The following is a 262-nucleotide window of genomic DNA, read 5'->3' as shown; positions in this document are numbered from 1 at the left end:
CGTTGAAGTCCGGAATGATGTTATTCACCGGGCAGCCGTTGTTACAGAACGGAATGCCGCAGTCCATGCAACGTGCGCCTTGAATCTTCGCTTCGTCGTCGGTCAATGCGGCGACGAATTCCTTGTAGTGCTTCACACGCGTGAGCGGAGCTTCGTACGCCTCGTGGCGGCGCTCGAACTCGAGAAAACCGGTTGCCTTGCCCATGTGGTTCTCTTCTCTATCTGTATCAGGTGGGTAATCTTTTCCCGCCGCGCATCGAAC

At 55.7% G+C, this 262-nt stretch carries 1 pseudogene; it reads right to left on the bottom strand.

The annotated features are described in order from the left end of the window. Window positions 1-205: pseudogene (gene gltD, locus SB771_RS35130) on the bottom strand (glutamate synthase); the annotation flags it as partial. Between the last annotated feature and the right edge of the window lie 57 nt (window positions 206-262).

Source organism: Burkholderia sp. SIMBA_051 (genome assembly GCF_046534915.1).
Lineage (GTDB): Bacteria > Pseudomonadota > Gammaproteobacteria > Burkholderiales > Burkholderiaceae > Burkholderia > Burkholderia ambifaria.
This window is presented reverse-complemented; position numbering and strand designations above follow the sequence as displayed.